Origin of the sequence: uncultured Tyzzerella sp., from assembly GCF_963558545.1 — a bacterium.
GTDB lineage: Bacteria > Bacillota > Clostridia > Lachnospirales > CAG-274 > Tyzzerella.
Window position 1 is genome coordinate 1 of record NZ_CAUWHO010000041.1, and the last position, 18575, is coordinate 18575.

General features: G+C 26.5%; 19 protein-coding genes and 2 pseudogenes. 15 read left to right on the top strand and 6 right to left on the bottom strand.

From position 1 onward, the window contains the following. Positions 1 to 54: 54 nt before the first annotated feature. The 6 genes from R5Z65_RS07275 to R5Z65_RS07300 all read left to right on the top strand — a co-directional run bounded on the left by R5Z65_RS07275 (position 55) and on the right by R5Z65_RS07300 (position 4011). Positions 55 to 1452, top strand: a complete 1398-nt coding sequence (locus R5Z65_RS07275; RefSeq protein ID WP_317368195.1) for a hypothetical protein — start codon at positions 55 to 57, stop codon at positions 1450 to 1452. Between the two features lie 14 nt (positions 1453 to 1466). Further along, on the top strand, positions 1467 to 2231 hold the full coding sequence (locus R5Z65_RS07280; protein WP_317368197.1) for a threonine/serine exporter family protein: 765 nt from the start codon (positions 1467 to 1469) through the stop codon (positions 2229 to 2231). A 6-nt stretch (positions 2232 to 2237) separates the two neighbouring features. After that, positions 2238 to 2693, top strand: coding sequence for a threonine/serine exporter family protein (locus R5Z65_RS07285; protein ID WP_317368199.1), 456 nt, complete (start codon positions 2238 to 2240; stop codon positions 2691 to 2693). Positions 2694 to 2739: 46 nt separating this feature from the next. Next, positions 2740 to 3306: a flavin reductase family protein gene (locus R5Z65_RS07290; protein ID WP_317368200.1), complete on the top strand. Its 567-nt coding sequence runs from the start codon at positions 2740 to 2742 to the stop codon at positions 3304 to 3306. A 210-nt stretch (positions 3307 to 3516) separates the two neighbouring features. Next, positions 3517 to 3819, top strand: a complete 303-nt coding sequence (locus tag R5Z65_RS07295; protein WP_317368201.1) for a hypothetical protein — start codon at positions 3517 to 3519, stop codon at positions 3817 to 3819. A gap of 66 nt (positions 3820 to 3885) precedes the next feature. Beyond that, positions 3886 to 4011 (top strand): hypothetical protein, encoded by a 126-nt coding sequence (locus R5Z65_RS07300; RefSeq protein WP_317368202.1) that lies wholly within the window; start codon positions 3886 to 3888, stop codon positions 4009 to 4011. A 365-nt stretch (positions 4012 to 4376) separates the two neighbouring features. On the opposite strand, the pseudogene R5Z65_RS10215 reads toward R5Z65_RS07300, so the two are convergent. Both R5Z65_RS10215 and R5Z65_RS07310 read right to left on the bottom strand, forming a co-directional pair. Next, positions 4377 to 4714, bottom strand: a pseudogene (locus tag R5Z65_RS10215) (DUF6194 family protein). A 112-nt stretch (positions 4715 to 4826) separates the two neighbouring features. Next, positions 4827 to 5129 (bottom strand): hypothetical protein, encoded by a 303-nt coding sequence (locus R5Z65_RS07310; protein ID WP_317368204.1) that lies wholly within the window; start codon positions 5127 to 5129, stop codon positions 4827 to 4829. A gap of 106 nt (positions 5130 to 5235) precedes the next feature. Between R5Z65_RS07310 and R5Z65_RS07315 the strand changes: the two genes are divergently transcribed. From R5Z65_RS07315 to R5Z65_RS07355, 9 genes and pseudogenes are all read left to right on the top strand, one after another. After that, a complete protein-coding gene (locus R5Z65_RS07315; RefSeq protein ID WP_317368207.1) occupies positions 5236 to 5700 on the top strand; it encodes an HTH domain-containing protein in 465 nt (154 codons plus the stop codon). Beyond that, the gene (locus R5Z65_RS07320) at positions 5637 to 6182 is read left to right on the top strand and encodes a WYL domain-containing protein (protein ID WP_317368208.1); all 546 of its coding nucleotides are present in this window, start codon (positions 5637 to 5639) and stop codon (positions 6180 to 6182) included. Before R5Z65_RS07315 ends, R5Z65_RS07320 begins: the two co-directional genes overlap by 64 nt. A 174-nt stretch (positions 6183 to 6356) precedes the next feature. Next, positions 6357 to 7604, top strand: coding sequence for a glycosyltransferase family 2 protein (locus R5Z65_RS07325; protein WP_317368210.1), 1248 nt, complete (start codon positions 6357 to 6359; stop codon positions 7602 to 7604). A gap of 14 nt (positions 7605 to 7618) precedes the next feature. After that, positions 7619 to 8971 (top strand): lipopolysaccharide biosynthesis protein RfbH, encoded by a 1353-nt coding sequence (rfbH, locus tag R5Z65_RS07330; RefSeq protein ID WP_317368211.1) that lies wholly within the window; start codon positions 7619 to 7621, stop codon positions 8969 to 8971. Then, positions 8971 to 9744, top strand: coding sequence for a glucose-1-phosphate cytidylyltransferase (rfbF, locus tag R5Z65_RS07335; protein ID WP_317368212.1), 774 nt, complete (start codon positions 8971 to 8973; stop codon positions 9742 to 9744). Before rfbH ends, rfbF begins: the two co-directional genes overlap by 1 nt. After that, entirely contained in the window at positions 9738 to 10817 is a 1080-nt protein-coding gene (gene rfbG, locus R5Z65_RS07340; protein ID WP_317368218.1) for a CDP-glucose 4,6-dehydratase, read from the top strand. The genes rfbF and rfbG overlap by 7 nt, the downstream gene beginning before the upstream one ends. A gap of 68 nt (positions 10818 to 10885) precedes the next feature. Then, positions 10886 to 11893 (top strand): annotated as a pseudogene (locus R5Z65_RS07345) (thiamine pyrophosphate-binding protein); the annotation flags it as partial. A 147-nt stretch (positions 11894 to 12040) separates the two neighbouring features. Next, positions 12041 to 12688 (top strand): thiamine pyrophosphate-dependent enzyme, encoded by a 648-nt coding sequence (locus R5Z65_RS07350; RefSeq protein WP_317368219.1) that lies wholly within the window; start codon positions 12041 to 12043, stop codon positions 12686 to 12688. 10 nt (positions 12689 to 12698) lie between these two features. Further along, positions 12699 to 13604, top strand: coding sequence for an NAD(P)-dependent oxidoreductase (locus R5Z65_RS07355; RefSeq protein ID WP_317368213.1), 906 nt, complete (start codon positions 12699 to 12701; stop codon positions 13602 to 13604). 40 nt (positions 13605 to 13644) lie between these two features. On the opposite strand, the gene R5Z65_RS07360 is transcribed toward R5Z65_RS07355, so the two are convergent. From R5Z65_RS07360 to purC, 4 genes are read right to left on the bottom strand one after another with little or no spacing between them, the layout of a single operon-like run. After that, positions 13645 to 14916, bottom strand: a complete 1272-nt coding sequence (locus tag R5Z65_RS07360) for an adenylosuccinate synthase (protein ID WP_317368214.1) — start codon at positions 14914 to 14916, stop codon at positions 13645 to 13647. A gap of 12 nt (positions 14917 to 14928) precedes the next feature. Beyond that, complete coding sequence (gene purB, locus R5Z65_RS07365) at positions 14929 to 16362, bottom strand: adenylosuccinate lyase (protein ID WP_317368215.1); 1434 nt, start codon at positions 16360 to 16362, stop codon at positions 14929 to 14931. 24 nt (positions 16363 to 16386) lie between these two features. Beyond that, the gene (gene purF / locus R5Z65_RS07370; RefSeq protein ID WP_317368216.1) at positions 16387 to 17763 is read right to left on the bottom strand and encodes an amidophosphoribosyltransferase; all 1377 of its coding nucleotides are present in this window, start codon (positions 17761 to 17763) and stop codon (positions 16387 to 16389) included. Positions 17764 to 17776: 13 nt separating this feature from the next. Further along, positions 17777 to 18499 carry a phosphoribosylaminoimidazolesuccinocarboxamide synthase gene (gene purC, locus R5Z65_RS07375; protein ID WP_317368217.1) on the bottom strand — a complete coding sequence of 241 codons (723 nt, stop codon included), beginning with the start codon at positions 18497 to 18499 and terminating at the stop codon, positions 17777 to 17779. Between the last annotated feature and the right edge of the window lie 76 nt (positions 18500 to 18575).

Genomic DNA, 18575 nt, shown 5'->3' on the forward strand with positions numbered 1-18575 from the left:
TAAGAAATTTTATAAATGTATGTTATATTATAATAAAGAAATGGAGGATTTTGTATGAATAAAAAAGCATTAGATATTTTAGCGATAAATTATATAAAAGATAAGTTATCTTTAAGTATTTTAAATAATATATATGAAATAGGAGAGTATTTTTATAAAGATAATTATGATGATATGTCTAATAGTATAAAAACTATAAGAGAAAAGCTACCTAAGCATTTTTATAATATAAAAAATGTAATATCACAAGATTTTGATAAAAGGAAACCTTTTATAGATGATATAAAACAAGATATTGAAAATATAGAAAATTTAAGTTTACCTTTTATAGCAACTTTAAAGTTTGCAGATTTATTAGTTTCTATAATATCAGATTATTATCAAATAAAAATTGCAAAAATAGATAATGATGTTAAGTTTGAACAACAAGCTGTTTTACAAGAAATATATAAACTTTTAGATAGTGAAGAAAAAAATAATACTTTGCAAGAAAACGGTGGGTTATTATTATCAATAGTAAATTGTAGTATGACAAAAGATAACTATAAAGAATATTTAAACAGGAGCCTAAACATTTTGTTTGAAGAAGCAACAGAAAGAATGATAGATGCTACAATAGAAACATTAAAATTTAAGTTTGCACCTTTTGTTTATTTACAAGAAAGTGAAGATAAAGAAATTCTTTTAAATATATTTAATAAAAAATATGACATTATGGAAGAAGAAGAACTGTTACAAACACTAGAAACACTTGATGGGATAGGGCAAAAATATAGTAGTAAAATAGGCGATATAGGTGCTATATATGGTTGTTTTATGGATATATTAGCTATATATAATTTTGCAATAGATACAGACTATCTTTTTAAAGATGACTTTATATTAAAAGATATGTATTATTACACTTGTGAAATAATAGAAAATAAAGATTTTTCTATGTATGAAAATATAGAAAATAAAATAGAAAGTAAATATGAAGAAATTTTACAAAATATAGATAAAAATGAAAAAATAATTAAAAAACAAGTTTATAAAAAATCTTATGATGAATACACAGATGCTATAAAAGTATGTGTATCTTTAGACGATTATTCGGGCTTAAATTTTGAAAAAAATATATTATTTAAGTCTAAATGTAATAATACTAATATAGCAACACAAAAATTTGTAAATGAAAAAATAGAAGATTTTACAACATTTATAAGCAATTTAAATATAGAAAATACAATATCAAAAAAATTAAAACAACAATTTTTCTTTTATATACCTTGCCCTTTAGGTATAAATTCTTTAAAAATATATTTTAAAAATGCTTTAGAAGGTTTAAAAGATGAAACAGGGCTTTTAGTTACTTATAAATTTTTAGCTTTAGCTAATCCACAATTATTTGATGAAAGCGTAGATTTACAAAATCACCATTGTTGTGATGAGCATTGTAACCATAACCATTAAAAAGAGGCAAAACTATGAGTGATAATGAGATTTTAGATTTTGTAGCAGATGTAGGGAGAGTTCTTTTAGAAAATGGAGCAGAAACTTACAGAGTGGAAGATACAATAGGAAGAATTTTAAAATCTTTAAATATAGAAAATAGTGAAACATTTGCTACAAGTACAGGATTATTTGTATGTATAGAAAATCATACAAAAGTAGAACGTATTAAAAAAAGAAGTATGAATTTAGAAAGAATATCTGAAATAAATGATTTATCTAGAAAATTTGTATCTAATGATATAACTTTAATAGAGGCTAGAGAAAAGCTAAATATAATAAAAAATAGTAATTTATATTCTATAAAGCTTATAACTTTATCAATAGGAGTTACTTGCTTTTTCTTTTCTCTATTATTTAAAGGAACTATATATGATGCTATAAGTGCCTTTATTGTAGGGTTTTTATTAAATATTTTTACTGTATTTTTAAGTAAAAAGGCTATATCAAATTTTTTACAAATATGTTTAAGTGGAGTATTTGTTGCTATAATTGCACTTGTAAACTTAAATATTGGAATAGGAAAAGATATAAACAATGTAATAATAAGTTCGGTTATGCCACTTGTACCAGGTGTTTGCTTTACCAATGCTATAAGGGATATATTTGAAGGGGATTATATATCTGGTGGTAGCAGGTTTTTTGAAGCTATAATGATAGCAATAAGTATATCAATAGGTGTAGGTGCAGTTTTACTTGCTTGGTTAAATATTTTTGGCTCATTTATAATAGGAGGTTAAGCTAATATGAGTTTATTTTTAGAGGCTTTTTGGGCATTTTTGGCTACTGTTTCATTTTCCATTATGTTTAGTACACCTAAAAAGGAACTTTTATATTGTGGTATAGCTGGTGCTTTTGGTTGGTTTATATATGCTTTATGTACAAGAATAGGACTTTCTTCTGTATTTTCAAACTTTTGGGGAACTGTGTTTATTGCTTATTTTTCTAGGTTATTTGCAATAGTTAGGAAAAATCCTATATCAGTATTTTTAACATCTGGTATAATAACGCTTGTTCCTGGTGCAGGTATATATAATACTATGCTTCATATTGTTATGTCAGATAATAAGATGGCTAGCCATTATGGTGTAGAAACTGTAAAAATAGCTTGTGCAATAGCATTTGGCATAATAGTTATATTGGCTTTGCCTCAATTTATGTTTACATTTAAAATAAAAGAAAAAAGCAATAATAACAGCTGATATTTTTTAATATAATTAATTTATATATATTTAAAGGAGAATTTTTATGTCAAAACAGATTTGGAAACCAGGAACTATTCTTTACCCAGTACCAGTAGTAATGGTGTCTTGTGGAGATTATGAAAAAGGAGAAAAAAATATAATAACTATTGCTTGGACTGGTACTATTAATACAGACCCTGCTATGACTTATATATCAATTAGACCAAGTAGGTATTCATATAATATTATTAAAAATACAGGCGAATTTGTAATAAATCTTACAACTAAAAATTTAGCATTTGCAACTGATTATTGTGGAGTAAAATGTGGTAAAGATATAGATAAATTTAAAGAAATGAAATTAACAGCTAAAAAAGCCCATAATTTAAATTGTCCTATTATAGAAGAAAGTCCAATAAATATTGAATGCAGAGTAAAAGATATTGTTGAGCTAGGTACACACCATATGTTTGTAGCTAATGTAGTATCTACTATGGCAGATGAAAAATATATAGATGAAACAGGTAGATTTCATTTTGATAAAAGTGAACCTATATGTTATTCTCACGGTCAATATTATGCTTTAGGAGATAGAATAGGAAAATTTGGTTATTCTGTTAAGAAAAAATAAGATGAGTATACAAAAGTATACTCATCTTAAATTATAAAGTTAGTTTTAAAAAATTATAGGTACTTTAAGATATATATTTATAAGATAAATAATTATTAATATTGTAAATTATTTTTAAAAGTTTAAGGATATTATTACGCATATATTATAAATAAAAATTTAAAAAAGTTATATAAAAATCAAGAAGTTTTAAACTGAATAAATCTTAATGTGTTTAAAAATGAATTATTATGTATAATGGATTATTATTATGATGTATCTATTATATTTGATAAAAGAGTAAAAAATTTTGGTAATGTAATAGAATTTGTAAATAAAGACTATGATATAAAAGATAGTACAATATTTTACTTATACGAAGATGTCAACTATAATACACCTTTTATTAAGGTGTCTTATTATAACCGTTTAAGAAAACAACTTAATTTAAATGAAAAAGAAGTAATAGATAATGAGTTTATTATACATTATGATTGGTTTTTAACAGATGATGTAAAGAATACACTTAACTAAAATAACACTATATCTATTGGAAATAACACTTTATATGTAAGTAGCGAGAATATATTTAATGAAAATATGGAGCAATATAGATTTATAGGTAAAAATGGCTATGTTAATATTATACCAGATTATGTAGCAGAAATTTTAACAACTAATAAATTAAGGCTAGCTATAAGTATAAATGGTGGTGGTAAAGAATAATTAAAGAAGAGTTAAATAAATTTATTATAAAAGAATGGAAACCACCTTTTGAATAAGAAATTAAAGCAAATGATAAAATAATAATTTATATATATGTAAAGTCTTGGAGTATAAATAATTCATTAATAAGTTTTTTTAGATTTCTATATTATGTTTATATATTTTATTATATTTATTATTTTTTCTTTAACATTTATAGCTTTTGAGCAACTATTATCTTCTTTAAATTCTAAAAAATCTTATTAATTTTAACTTTTAAAATTTCTAAAACTATTATATAGGGAAGAGTAGACCACCCATTAAAATGGGTGGTCTTGTCTATATACATAATAGTCAATTTTATTATAATAAAAAGACCAATATTATTAATTATTTTTTTGGTTTTTATTGAATTTTTCTTTTGCAAATTCATAAGATTCGTTTATAAGGGATTTAAACTCTTTAAAGGTTCTTTCTGATGGATTTAATACACACACTCACCCCATCCAAGCGTAAACAGGGTGAGGCATAATTGTATCTAAAGAAGAAAAATCAAAATTCATATCTATAACCCCACCAGCAGTAGGGCGTTGTGGGATATACTTAAAACGGTTTATAAAAGTTTTTTCCTTATCCCTACATTTATACTATATATATTATCACGATTTAGCATAGAACTTTTATCATTATTACCATCTTTTTCTTTGATTGTAAGAACGTACACTCCTCGTTTCAAAGCCCCATTAGATTGTAAAAGATTCCACGTTCACCCCAACTATCAACTAAAACAACATCTTTATAAGTTGATAGACAGTATGAAATTATTTCATCTGGATTCATTGTCTTTGCTCCAAGTAATACATTAAAGTACTATCATCTTTTATTACTGAACAGTATTGCTTAAATTCTGTAAATTGAGGAAGTTTTTCTAATGCTAAATGGGCTTTGTGCATAGATTCCCACCAAATCATTTCAACCCACTTATTTTGTGTCATATCTTTTGTAAGAGAGCGTTTAACAAAACCATTGATATTTCTTTTCAAAACAGTATTAAGTTTTTGAAATAAATGTATAAATTGTTCATCACTAACATCTTCTCTTATTTCAAAAATAACCAATTCAAGTATATTTTTATCCATATCTTATTCTCCTTTGTTTGTAAAATTTTGGTTGTATTTAATTCTATAATATATTATCATATAATAGTGACAAATACTGTCATTATTAAGAGAGGATGTGATAAAATTGTCTAAAGCGGAGCGTCTTATAGAAATGATGATAACAATAAACGCAAAAAGACATTTTACTGTTGGTGAATTAGCTAATGAATTTTCTGTGTCAAAAAGAACTATTTTGAGAGATTTACAAGTATTGGAGCAGATTGGGTTTCCACTTTATTCTGAAGTTGGTGCTGCAGGTGGATATCATTTATTAAAAGAGCGAGTTTTACCTCCTATTTCTTTTTCAGAAAATGAAGTAAAAGCGATATTTTTTTCTTGCCAAGCTCTTAAATTTTATAAAGATTTACCTTTTGAACAGGAAATGATTTCTGTATTAAAAAAATTTCTTAATTGTTTACCATTAGATGTGCAAAATAGCATATCAAAAATACAAAGCAAAGTTGTATTCTGGACACCCAACAGACATTGCACATCACCTTTATTAAAAAAATATTTCATATTATTGATAACAATCTTTCTATTAAAATAAAATATTCATCTGAAAATTCTGTAGGTATCTGTACAATAATTCCAATAGGACTATATTCTATGACAGGGCTTTGGTATTGCCCTTCCTATTGTATGAGGACAAATGAAATTAGAGAGTTTCGTGTAGACCGTATTGTTGAAATTATAGAGGAAAAATCTTATACTATTAATGAGTACAAAATTCCTAGCTCTATACAAAAATATCTTGAAAGTTTGGAAAATGGAACGGATTATCACCTAAAAATTTCATTAACAGAAAAGGGTGTAAAAAGATGTGAAACTGAGTTTTTATTAGCACAAGGCTTAAAAGTATTTCCTAATAGACAAGGAATAATTGATATGAAAATAAGAAAGTCAACATTAGAATGGGTTGCAAATTATTTCCTTTCTTTTGGTAACAATGCAACTATAATTGAACCTTTAGAACTAAAAGAATTGATAAGAAGCAAGATAATTGAGTTACATAATCAATATTTTGAATGATATTAATTTTATTAAAGGTTAAATGTAAAATTTAGTTTTATAAATTATTATGAAGATAATTAAAGAAAAAATGTATATTTACGATAAATATAGTATATAAGTGTTTTAGAAATAAAATAAGGATATACCATTAGCAATAGTAATTATATTAATATTAGAAGGAGATTTTGTATAATGGGAAACATTTTATTGAGTATATGTATACCAACATATAATAGAGCAGATACAGTTTATAAAAGTGTAAAAAAATATTTAGAATTTATTCCAGAAAATGTTGAAGTGGTAGTATCTGATAACGGTAGTCAAGATAATACAGTAGAATTATTAAAAAGTATAAATGATAAAAGATTTAAATTATATAAAAATAGAGAAAATAAAGGCTTTTCTTATAATTTAACAAAGGTTATTAGAGTTGCTAAAGGTGATTTTGCTTTGATAATGAGCGATGAGGATACAATTGATGATAGTATGTTAGAAGAAGTTTTAATTACACTATCAGATAAATACGTAAAAGATAATATTTCAGCGGTAGTATTTAATAGTTTTATTGAAAATAATGAAAATTTTACTAAAGAAGATGAGTTTATGAATTTAATTTATGGAAGAGTATCATATATGTCAGGTATTTTGTATAATAAATTGAAAATGGATAGTTATGATTTTGAAGTATTAGATACACTTTATCCACATATATTTATTCTTTTAAAATTATGTACTAAAGGTACCATAGTTTATTCTAAATTAAAACTTGTTATTCAAGGTGAGGAAGATAAGTTTAGTAATTTATTAATATTAAATTATATTCATCCTAAAAATCGGTTATTACAATTAAATCAGGATTATGGTATAATATTAAAAATTGAAAATATTGAAGCTAGAATAAAAGTATTTCAGATATTTAAAATTAAATTTTTACAAGCTACCTTTATTTATGACTTAATATGTAGAAAAGATAATAGAAATGAAAAAGTTAATGTAAATTATTATATACAAGAGTTTAAATTATTTTTTAATAAATATCTATATAATTATTTTAATAATAGTGAAGAATTTTTAGATTATACAGTTAATCATATAAACTTAGTGTTAGATTATAGAGATAAATACGATAAATTATCATATATTAAAAATATTATCTTATTTGTAAATAAAGAGCATAGCGTAGATTTAATTTATGGCCTAATGGAATATAACTTTAAATTAGACTATTTGTGTGTATATGATAATTATGAGAGAGTATTTAAAATTATTGAAAATTTCAAACAAAATATTAATGTTATTAGTGTAGAAGATATAGATAAAATAGATGATTTTGTAGTAGTATTATCTTCAAATGATATTAATTATAAAAAAAATAAAAAATTATTTGAAAGTTTAAATAAAGATATAATTATATATGAAGATTTAAATATTAGGTTCTAGAAAGAAGGAAAGTAATGAAATACAATAATGAGGAAGAACAATTAAAATTAGAAATATTTGAAAAGGTAAAACAGTACTACAATTTAAGCAAAAATAACGAAAAAGATAAAAAACAGATAAATTATGCTGGACGAGTATATGATGAAGAAGAAATGTTAAATTTGATAGATAGTTCATTAGAATTTTGGCTAACATCAGGAAGATATACAGAACAGTTTGAGAAAGATTTAAGTAGATTTTTAAATGTAAAATATTCATTACTAGTTAATTCAGGGTCTTCTGCCAATCTTTTAGCTTTTATGGCATTAACATCAGATAAATTAGGAGATAGAAAGATAGGAAGAGGAGATGAAATAATAACTGTTGCAGCAGGGTTTCCTACAACAATTGCACCTATTATACAATATGGAGCAATACCAGTATTTTTAGATATATCAATACCTAAATATAATATAGAAATAAATGACTTAGAAAAAGCATTGACAGAAAAAACTAAAGCCATTATGATAGCACATACATTAGGAAATCCATTTAATTTGAAAAAAATAAAAGAATTTTGTGAAAAAAATAATTTATGGTTAATAGAAGATAATTGTGATGCTTTAGGTTCTAAATATATTTATAATAATGAAGAAAAATATACAGGCACAATAGGGGACATAGGAACATCTAGTTTTTACCCTCCACATCATATAACAATGGGAGAAGGTGGAGCAGTATATACAAATAATTTAGAGCTAAAACGTATATTACAGTCTATGAGAGATTGGGGAAGAGATTGTTGGTGTAGCTCAGGAAAAGATAATACTTGTAAAAATAGATTTAGCAAACAATTTGGACAACTACCTTTAGGATATGACCATAAGTATGTATACTCTCATTTTGGATATAATCTTAAAGTTACAGATATGCAAGCTTCTATTGGAGTGGCACAATTGAAAAAGTTGCCAAAATTTATTGAAGCCAGAAGAAAAAATTGGGAATATATTAAAGAAAATCTTAAAAATTTAGAAAAATATTTTATTTTACCAGAAGCTGAAGAAAATAGTATTCCTAGTTGGTTTGGGTTTATTTTGACAATAAGGGATAATACAAAATTTACAAGAAATGAAATAGTAGAATATTTAGAAAGTAACAATATACAAACGAGAATGTTATTTTCAGGGAACATAATAAATCATCCTTGTTTTGATGAAATGAGAAATAATAATTATGGGTATAGAGTAATTGGTGAACTTAAAAATACTAATAAAATTATGAATGATACATTTTGGGTAGGTGTATATCCAGGATTAACAAAAAAAGATTTAGATTATATGATATCAAAAATAAAGGACTTTATTCATAAAATAGAGGTGGATAAATAATGAAACTAGTAATTTTAGCAGGTGGATATGGAAGTAGACTAAAAGAAATAACAAGCATACTACCAAAGCCAATGGTTGAGATAGGTGAAAAACCTATATTGTGGCATATAATGAAAATATATTCACAATATGGAATAAATGAATTTATAATATGTTTAGGTTATAAAGGAAATATTATAAAAGATTATTTTTTAAATTATGAAAGTATAAATCAAGATTTTACAATTGATTTATGTAGTAAAGATATAAAATTTCATAGTAAGCATAATGAAAATAACTGGAAAGTAACATTAGTAGATACAGGGTTAGATACTTTAAAAGGAGCAAGACTTAAAAAAATTGAAGAATATCTAGAAGACGATGTAAATTTATTAACTTATGGTGATGGACTAGCTGATATAGATATAAATGAACTAATAAAACAACATACTAATAGTAATAAGATTATTACTATTAGCGGAGTTAGACCATTATCAAGATTTGGAGAGCTAAAAATAGAGGGAGATAATTTAGTATCTTTTGAAGAAAAAGCACAAGTATCAACAGGGTTAATAAATGGCGGATATATGGTATTTAATAAGGAACTTTTAAATTATCTTATAAATGACGAAAATTGTGACTTAGAGTACGGTGTATTTGAAAAGATATCAAAAGAGGGTAAAATGGGTGTATATAAGCATAAAGGACAATGGGCTTGTATTGATACAGAAAGAGATTTACAAAACCTAAATAAAATGTGGAAAGAAGGAAAAGCATTTTGGAAGAAATGGTAAAAAGTAATAATTTCAATAATATATATAAAGGTAAAAATGTTTTAATAACTGGACATACAGGATTTAAAGGTGCGTGGTTATCAATATGGTTAAAAGAGCTTGGAGCAAATGTTATAGGATATTCCTTAGAACCATATACTAATAAAGATTTATATGTTTTATCTAAGCTAAATAAGCACATAATAGAAATAATAGGGGATATTAGAGATAGAAAAAAACTAGAAGAAGTATTTGAGAAATATCAACCAGAGTATGTATTTCATTTAGCTGCTCAGCCGCTTGTTATAGAATCATACATAGACCCTGTTTATACATTTGAAACTAATATAATGGGTACTATAAATATTTTAGAATGTATAAGAAAAACAAATGCAACAAAAGTAGGTATATTAGTTACATCAGATAAATGCTATGAAAACAAAGAGCAGGTTTGGGGTTATAGAGAAAATGACAATTTAGGTGGTTTTGACCCTTATAGTGCATCTAAAGGTTCTGCAGAAATAATTATAAATTCGTATAGACACTCCTTTATGAATATTAATGATTTTGAAAAACATAACAAATCAATAGCAAGTGTGAGAGCTGGAAATGTTATTGGTGGTGGAGATTGGCAAAAAAATAGAATAATACCAGATTGTATAAAAGCAATAGAAAATAATGAAACTATATATTTAAGAAATCCTCTATCTATAAGGCCTTGGCAATATGTTTTAGAGCCTTTAAGAGGTTATCTTTTATTAGGGGAAAAGATGACAAATGAGCCCAAGAAATATAGTGATTGTTTTAATTTTGCACCTAATTTATCATCAGTTATAAATGTTGAAAAATTAGCAAATCTATTAGTAAGCAGTTATGGAGAATGTAAAATAGAAAAAAATAAAAATATTAGCGAGTATTATGAAAGTAGTGTTTTGAATTTAGATATTAGTAAAGCATATTTTAAATTAGATTGGTATCCTAAATTAGATATAGAAAATACTATAAAATACACAGTTGATTGGTATAAAAATTATAAGGAAAATAATGTATATGATTTATGTGTAAATCAGATATTAAAGTATATCAATGAGTAATATCTTAAAAATATTGATTAAATGTATTTTAAATAATATCTACTACATAATTATTATGGAGGTTAAAAATGATTAAAGTTTCTGATTATATAACAAAGTATTTTGAAGACATAGGTGTTAAAGATATTTTTATGTTTACAGGTGGAACAGTAATGCATTTAATTGATTCTTTTGGAAGGTCTAAAAAGATTAAATACTGGTGCACACATCACGAGCAATCTGCTGCAATGGCTGCAGAAACATATTCAAAAATAAAAAATGATTTATGTGTTGTATTAGTTACTAGTGGACCTGGTGCTACTAATACAATTACAGGGGTGTTAAGCTGTTTTCAAGATTCAGTACCAGTAGTATTTATATCTGGACAAACTAAAGTTAAACAAACTATATCTAACTCTCAAATAGAAAATTTAAGACAGTTTGGTTCACAAGAAGCAGATATAGTATCTATAGTAAAACCAATAACAAAATATGCTATTGAAGTAACAGAGATAGAAAAAATAAAATATTATTTAGATAAAGCTGTATTTGAGGCTAAAAATGGTAGACCAGGACCAGTATGGCTAAGTATACCTTTAGATGTACAAGGTGCTTTAGTTAATGAAGAAAATTTACAAGGATTTAAAGAATCTGATATTGAAGAAAAAATAAATATAGAACCTAAGAATGATGAAATAGAATATATTATAAAAGAAATAAATAAATCTAAAAGACCTGTTATTATAGCAGGTCATGGAGTAAGAATTGCAGATGCTAATAAACTATTAGATGATTTTTGTACAAAATATAAAATACCAATAGTAACTACTATTATGGGTATAGATAATTTAGAAAATGACCATATTTGTAATATATGAAGGATAGGTATTAAAGGAACAAGGGCTGGAAATTTTGCTATACAAAATGCAGATTTAGTTATTTCCTTAGGTTGCCGATTATCTGTTGCGTCAATAGGACATGAATATAAACTATTTGCAAGGGAAGCTAAAGTACTAGTAGTAGATATAGATAAGTATGAGCATTTAAAACAAACTATAAAAATAGATAAAATTATAAATTGTGATGTTAAAAATTTATTACAATCTTTAGAAAAAAATACTTTAAAATTAGATTTTAAAGAATGGCTTAATAAATGTAATGAATGGAAAAGTAAATATCCAGTTATATTAGAAGAATATAATAATGACAATAAAGGGATAAATTTATACAAATTTATAGATGTATTGAATAAAAATATAAAACCTAATATGACTATTATTTCAGATGCAGGTTCACCATTTTATGTTGTAGCACAAAGTATATCTTTAAAATATGGACAAAGGTATATAACAACTGGAGGAACACTTACTATGGGTTATTCTTTACCAGCTACTATTGGTGCATCAGTAGTAACGGATAATAATACTGTAATAGCTATTACAGGTGAAGGTTCATTTATGTTAAATATACAGGAATTAGAAGTATTAAGATATCATAATTTAAATGCTAAAATATTTGTTATTAATAACCAAGGGTATTATCTTATACGTCAAACTCAAAAAAGATATTTTAACGAAAACTTTATTGGGGAAAGCAGCTCAAGTGGTATATCTTTCCCTAATTTTGAAAAGGTTGTTAATGCTTTTGATATAAAATATTATAAACTAGAAAATATAAATCAATGTAAGCGACAACTAAATGATATTTTATTAGAAAAAGGGCCAGCTATTATTGAAGTTATAGTTGATAAAGATATGGAAATTATGCCTAATAACATATCAGAAATAAAACCAGATGGTAAAATGGTTTCTAAGCCTTTAGAAGATATGTATCCATTTTTAGATAGAGAAGTTTTTAAAAATGAAATGATAGTAGATATTGTTGAAGAATAGGGAGAAATATATGAAAAAGGTTATTATAACTGGTGCTACTAGTTCTATTGGAATAGCATTAATTGAAGATTGTATAAAAAACAATGTAGAAGTTTTAGCTTTATGTAGAAATACATCTAACAGGCTAAAAAATTTGCCTAAATCAAATTTAATAACAGTAAAAAATTGTGATTTAAAAGAGTTAGAAAATTTTGAGTTAAAAGGAAATGAAAAGTTTGATGTATTTTATCATTTAGGTTGGGTATATACAGGTAAAGAAGAAAGAAATAATGTAGAATTGCAATATAAAAATATTGATTATTCAATAAATGCAATAAATTTGGCTAATAAATTAGGATGTAAAAAATTTATTGGTGCAGGCTCTCAGGCTGAATATGGGGAACATTTAGATAAAAAAACAAGTAGTGATTCTTATGCAAACCCAACAAATGCTTATGGTATATGTAAATATATGACAGGTAAACTATTATCTATACAAGCTACTAAATTTAATATGGACTATGCTTGGGTACGCATTTTTAGTGTTTATGGTAAATATGATATAGAAGATACTATGATTTCTACAACTATAAAAAAGCTTAAAGCAAAAGAATATTGTAAATTTACACCAGGGGAACATATATGGGATTATTTATATAGCTCTGATGCAGGTAATGCTTTTTATTTATTAGGTAAAAATTTAGAAGGTAACAAAGTTTATTGTCTTGGTAGTGGTAAAGGTAAGCCACTTAAAGAATATATACAAATTATAAAAGAAGAAATTGACCCAAAAGCTAAAATAGGTTTAGGAGATATAGAATATATAAATGGGATACCTAATCCTATGGTTGCAGATATATCAAATTTAACTAAAGATACAGGATTTACACCCCAAATAGATTTTAGAGAAGGTATAAGGAAAATACTACAAAAATAAGTCGCACTATAATTATAATGCGACTTATTTTTGTAGTATTTTATCTAAATAAAATTTCATCTCTTTTAGGGCCATTAGAAACCATAGAAACTTTAACACCAAGTTCTTTTTCTATAAATTGTACATAGTCTTTAGCTTCTTGTGGAAGAGCATCAAAATCTTTAATACCACGAATATCAGTTTTCCAACCTTTAAGCTCTTGATAAACAGGTTTTGCTTTATAAAGTTGCTCTGTTGTTAAAAAGTCTTTATATATTTCACCATTTAGTTCATATCCAGTACAAACTTTTATATTGTCCATATAGCTAAGAACATCAAGACAAGTAATACAAACTTCTGTTGCACCTTGTATTTCACAACCATATCTAGTAGCTACAGCATCAAAATATCCAACACGGCGAGGGCGACCAGTAGTAGCACCATATTCCCCAGAATCACCACCACGTTTTCTAAGCTCTTCAGCTTCTTCTTCAAAAATTTCACTAACAAAAGGTCCTTCACCAACAGCACTAGAGTATGCTTTTGTAATAACAGTTATTTGTTTAATAGAATGAGGAGGTATACCAGCGCCAACAGCAGCATATCCAGCTAAAGTAGATGAGCTAGTAACATAAGGATAAATACCGTGGTCTGTATCTTTTAAAGCACCTAGCTGACCTTCTAAAAGGATATTTTTACCTTCTTTAATAGCATTTCTAAGATATGTGGAAGTATCTTTTACATTTTCTTTAATCATATCTGCATATTTTAAAAGCTTTTCATATACTTCTATATAGTTTACTTCTGGTTTATTATATAAGTGCTTAAATTGTATATTTATTTTTTCATACATATGCATAAGTTTATCTTTAAGTCTTTCTTTTTCATAAAGTTCCCATACTTGAAGTCCAACTTTAGAAAATTTGTCTGCATAAAAAGGTGCAATACCACTTTTTGTAGAACCAAATTTTCTATCTCCAAGACGTTCTTCTTCGTAAATATCTAAAAGAACGTGGTGAGGTAATAAAACTTGAGCTCTGTCAGATATAAGAAGATTAAATTTTATACCTTTTGATACAACACTTTCTATTTCTTCCATAAGATATTCTATATTAAGTGCAACACCATTACCAATAATATTAATTGTATTAGGATTAAATACACCAGAAGGTAATTGATGAAGTGCAAATTTACCATATTGATTTATAATAGTATGGCCAGCATTACTACCACCTTGAAATCTAACCACTATATCAGATTGTTCTGCACATAGGTCAGTTATTTTACCTTTGCCTTCATCTCCCCAGTTTGCACCAACTATCGCTCTAACCATTTTTCATCCTCCTTAAACAGTAAGTTCACTACCTGTAGCAAATTTATTTTTATTTTTATCTAACATAGGTGTAACTTCTTCGTTTATATAATCTAAGACTTGCATAGGAGCACGTCCAATAAAGTTTTTAGGTTCTAATATTTTTGTTATATCTTCCATAGTAAGATTGAAAGATTTGTCGTTTACTATACGTTCTATAAGGTCATTTTTACCACCATTTATTTTAACAACCTTAGAAGCTTCCATAGAATGCTCTCTAATTTTTTCGTGTAGCTCTTGTCTATCGCCACCTTTTTTTACAGCGTCCATCATAATATTTTCTGTTGCCATAAAAGGAAGCTCCTCCATTATGTGTTTTTCTATAACTTTAGGGTAAACAACTAAATTTTCAGAAATATTTATATAAATATTTAAAATAGCATCTGTTGCTAAAAATGCCTCTGGCATAGATATTCTCTTATTAGAAGAGTCATCTAAAGTTCTTTCAAACCATTGTGTAGAAGATGTTATAGCAGGGTTTAGGGCATCTACCATAATGTATCTTGCAAGACCTGCTATCCTTTCAGAACGCATAGGGTTTCTTTTATAAGCCATAGCAGAAGAACCAACTTGTCCTTTTTCAAAAGGCTCTTCCATTTCTTTTAAATGTTGTAAAAGACGCATATCATTTGAAAATTTAGTAGCACTTTGGGCTATTCCACTTAATATGTTAATAACTATGCTATCAAGTTTTCTAGAATATGTTTGTCCAGAAACAGAAAATACACCTTTAAATCCAAGTTTTTCTGCTATAAGCATATCTAGTTTTTTTACTTTTTCATTGTCGTTGTTAAAAAGTTCCATAAAGCTAGCTTGAGTACCAGTTGTTCCTTTAGAGCCTAATAATTTTAAATTTTCAAGGCAAAAATCTATTTGTTCTAAATCCATCATTAAGTCTTGTATCCAAAGACAAGCTCTTTTACCAACTGTTGTAAGCTGAGCTGCTTGAAAATGAGTAAAACCAAGAGTAGGCAAATCTTTATATTCTAAAGCAAATTTAGATAAATTTGATATAGTAGATAAAACTTTACCTTTTACAAGCTCTAGAGCATCTTTCATAATAATAACATCTGTATTATCTCCAACATAACAGCTTGTAGCTCCGAGATGTATTATGGCTTTAGCTTTTGGACATTGTACACCATAAGCATATATGTGAGCCATAACATCGTGTCTAGTAATTTTTTCACGTTCTATTGCAACATCATAGTTTATATCATTGGCAAAGGCTTCTAGTTCTTTTATTTGTTCATCTGTAATATCAAGGCCAAGCTCTTTTTCAACTTTAGCAAGTGTTATCCAAAGTTTTCTCCACGTTTTAAACTTTTTGTCTGGAGAAAAAATTTCTTTCATTTCTTTGCTAGCATAACGAGAGTTAAGAGGGCTTTCATAAATATTTTTATTCATAATTATATCCTTTCTATATATAAATTATAATAAATGGTCTACATTAATAGGGTAGTTGCCTGTAAAACAAGAATCACAAAAACCAGATGTTGAATTAGGTGCTATATTATGAAGGTTATCAAGACTTAAAAAATCTAAACTATCTGCTTTTATAATGTCTCTTATTTCTTCAATAGTATGATTATTAGCTATAAGAGAATCTCTTGATGGTATATCTGTGCCAAAAAAACAAGGCCATAAAAATGGTGGAGAAGATATACGAACGTGTACTTCTTTTGCACCTGCTTCTCTAAGAAGATTTACTATACGTCCACTTGTTGTACCACGAACAATGCTATCATCTACCATAACAACACGTTTTCCTTTAACAACACTAGAAAGAGCATTAAGCTTCATTTTAACTGCTATATCACGTTCTTTTTGGTTAGGTTTAATAAATGTTCTAGCGATATATCTATTTTTTACAAAGCCCATTTGGTTAGGGATTTTAGAATATTCTGAATAACCCTCAGCAGCACTAAGCCCAGAATCTGGAACGCCAATTACTATATCGGCCTCAACAGGTGATTGTTTTGCTAAAAACATACCAGCTCTTTTTCTTGTTTCGTGAACAACTTCATTTTCTATAAAACTATCAGGACGAGCAAAATATATATGTTCAAATATACAAAGGTGAGATTTATCAGAACAGTTATCTTGTATAGATTTTGTTTTGCCTTGCTCCACAACAAAAACTTCGCCAGGCTTAATATTTCTTTCAAATTTAGCATCTATTGTATTAAATGCACAAGTTTCCGAAGAAAAAACTATTGCATCACCTTTTTTTCCCATACATAAAGGTCTAAAGCCCCACCTATCACGAGCAGCTATTAACTTGTTAGGGCTCATAACTAATAAAGAATAAGCACCTTCTATTATGTTCATAACATTTTTAACAGCCTCTTCAATAGAAGATGTGTTTATACGTTCTCTAGCTATTAAATATGCTATAACCTCTGTGTCTGATGTAGTTTGGAAGATAGCACCTGTTTTTTCAAGCTCTTTTTTTAACTCGTAAGTGTTTGTAAGGTTACCATTGTGAGCTATTGCTAAAGAGCCTTTTATGTATCTTAATACAAGAGGTTGAACATTTTCTCTAAGGTTGCCACCAGTTGTAGAATATCTAACGTGTCCAACTGCCATATTGCCTTGCAATTCTTCTAAAATTTGTTGATTAAAAACATCATTTACAAGTCCTAAATCTTTATAATGAAATATCTCTCTATCTCTATTTACAGCTATACCACAGCCTTCTTGTCCTCTATGTTGTAAAGATACAAGCCCATAATAAGTAGATTTTGCACATTCTCCATTTGGGTCATATATACCAAAAATACCACATTCTTCGTGTAGTTCTCTCATTTTATGTACCTCCTTAAATATTAGGATATTTTTCTACAAGGCGTTTATATACCTCGTGATAAACATCTGAAAATTCACCTAAATCTAATCTAAATTGGTCTTTATCCAATTTTTTGTTTGTATGTATATCCCATAATCTACAAGTATCAGGAGATATTTCATCAGAAAGGATAATATTTTTTTCACTATCAAAACCAACTTCTATTTTAAAGTCTACAAGTTTTATATCTATATTTTTAAATATTTCTATTAAGGCATTATTTACATTAAATGCTAAATCAGAAATTTCTTTTATTTGTTCTTTAGTTGCAATATTTAAAGCTATTGCGTGATAGTCATTAATTAGAGGGTCACCTAAGCTATCATTTTTATAACTAAATTCAAGAGTAGGAGAGCTAAAAATAGTACCTTCTTGTGTACCATATCTTTTACAAAAAGAACCAGCAGCTACATTTCTAATAATAACTTCTAAAGGGATAATATCCACTTTTTTAACTAAAGTTTCTCTTTTACTAAGTTCTTTTATAAAGTGTGTTTTTATACCTTTTTGCTCTAATATTTTAAATATTAAATTAGCCGTTTGGTTATTTATAATACCTTTACCATCAAAAGAACCTTTTTTTTCACCATTAAAGGCTGTTGCATCATCTTTATATTCAAAAATACAAAGGTTATCATCATCTGTTTTAAAAACTTTTTTTGCTTTACCAGTATACAATAAATCTAATTTTTGCATATTAAAACCTCTCACTCTTAAATTTTTAAATAAACTCTACTAAAAAATTTTAAACTTTATAGCTAAAAAAATCAAG